1 protein-coding gene is annotated in these 365 nt (G+C 35.6%); it reads right to left on the bottom strand.

The features are described from left to right. Positions 1 to 365: CBS domain-containing protein (locus AB1471_RS17175; protein ID WP_367780954.1), on the bottom strand; the 365-nt coding region annotated here is incomplete at both ends.

Raw genomic sequence — 365 nt, 5'->3', positions numbered from 1 at the left:
GTTTCTTTTTGTACAACATCTAGAATATCATCCACATGAACCACACCAGCCATACGGTGTTCTTCATCAACCACCGGTACAGACAACAAATCTTTATCTTCGACTATTTTTGCTACGTCTTCTTGATCAAGGTCAGTATCAACAGAAATTATATCTTTCACCATTATCTTATTGATTCGTTCATGACCTTCTGCCGCTAGCAATTCTTTCATGGAAACGACACCGCATAACACATTATCTTGATTGACAGCATAAATGTAATGGATATTTTTTTTATTGTTCACAGTCATTCGAAAATGAGCAATGGCCTCGTCTACTGTGAAATATTTTTGAACGGTAATAAACTCTGTTTTCATTAGTTTTCC

This window comes from Jeotgalibacillus marinus, assembly GCF_040801915.1.
Lineage (GTDB): Bacteria > Bacillota > Bacilli > Bacillales > Jeotgalibacillaceae > Jeotgalibacillus > Jeotgalibacillus marinus.
This window is presented reverse-complemented; position numbering and strand designations above follow the sequence as displayed.